We start from the raw sequence: 1,527 nt of genomic DNA, 5'->3' as shown, positions 1-1,527 counted from the left end.
TGCCGGGTGGCCCCCACGCTGCCCCTGCCCACCGGGGCCACCGGCACCGCCGCGGGGCCCCTGGCGCTCGGCGGCCGAGACCGCACGGCGCACCGTCTCGAACTCCATGCCCAGCCAGCCGGAGAGCATCCGCGCGTACTCGGGGCGCAGCGCGGCGTCACGGATCCCCGCGACGACCGGGGCCGAGGCGCGCAGGGCGGCGACCCGCCCCTCGACCGTCTCGAGGTCGTGGGCGCGGATGGTCGACCGGATGACGAACTCGAACAGCGGCTGCCGTCCGGCGACCAGGGCGCGCACCGCATCTGGCCCGCGCTCCTGACGCAGCTCGCAGGGATCCATCCCGCTGGGCTCGACGGCGACGAAGGTCTGGGCGTAGAAGCGCTGGTCCTCGCCGAAGGCCCGCAGGGCTGCCTTCTGCCCGGCGGCGTCCCCGTCGAAGGTGAAGATGATCTCGCCGCCGACCGAGGTCCCCGAGGCGAGCTGCACCCCCGCCCCTGCCGAGGAGTCCCCGACCAGCCGCCGCACGATGCGCGCGTGGTCCGAACCGAAGGCGGTGCCGCAGGTCGCGACAGCCGTCGGCACCCCGGACAGGTGGGCCGCCATGACGTCGGTGTAGCCCTCGACCACCACGACCTGCTTGCTCCGGGCGATCTCCCGCTTGGCGAGGTCGATCCCGTAGAGCACGTGCGTCTTCTTGTACAGCACGGTGTCGGGGCTGTTGAGGTACTTGGGCCCGGGGTCGTCCTCGAACAGCTTGCGGGCCCCGAAGCCCACGACGTCCCCCGTGACGTCGCGGATCGGCCACACCAGGCGGCCGCGGAAGCGGTCGTAGGGCCCGCGGTTGCCCTGGCTCATGAGCCCCGAGGCTGTGAGCTCGGCCTCGGTGAACCCGCGCCCTCGCAGGTGCCGCAGCAGGTTGTCCCAGCCCTGGGGGGCGTACCCCACCCCGAAGTGCTCGGCGGCCGACCGGTCGAAGCCCCGCTCGGCGAGGAAGGTCCGCCCGACCGCCGCACCAGGCGTCAGGAGCTGCTCGGCGTAGTACGCCGCGGCGCTGCGATGGGCCTCGAGCAGCCGCTGGCGACGACCTGGCTCCTCCCCGGGGCGGGCCGCGCCGCCCTCCTCGTAGCGCAGCTGCACCCCCACCCGACCGGCGAGGTGCTCGACGGCCTCGGTGAAGGCCATGCCGTCGATCTTCTGCAGGAAGGAGATGACGTCCCCGCCCTCGCCGCAGCCGAAGCAGTGCCACAGCCCCACCTGGGGACGCACGTGGAACGAGGGGGAACGCTCGTCGTGGAAGGGGCACAGCCCCTTCATGGAGCCGACGCCCGCCGACTTGAGCGTCACGTGCTCGCCGACGATCTCGTCGATGGCTGCACGCTCGCGGACGACGGCAACGTCCTCGCGTCGGATCCGGCCAGCCACGCGCCGAGTCTAGGCCGTCGGTCCGGCCTCGCGGTCCGCCCGGCTGCCCTGCCCGCGGCCGCCGGGGTCGGGGTCGACGGCCCTGCGGCTCACCGGCGTGGCGGG

1 protein-coding gene is annotated in these 1,527 nt (G+C 74.1%); it reads right to left on the bottom strand.

The genetic code is table 11. The features are described from left to right. On the bottom strand, positions 1-1,422 hold a 1,422-nt coding region (gene dnaG, locus L0B03_RS17675), incomplete at its 3' end, for a DNA primase (protein ID WP_250448301.1). Positions 1,423-1,527 lie beyond the last annotated feature (105 nt).

Source organism: Actinotalea sp. C106, from assembly GCF_023630195.1.
Classification (GTDB): Bacteria; Actinomycetota; Actinomycetes; order Actinomycetales; family Cellulomonadaceae; genus Actinotalea.
Note: the sequence above shows the minus strand (reverse complement) of the source record. Positions and strands in the feature narration are given on the sequence as shown.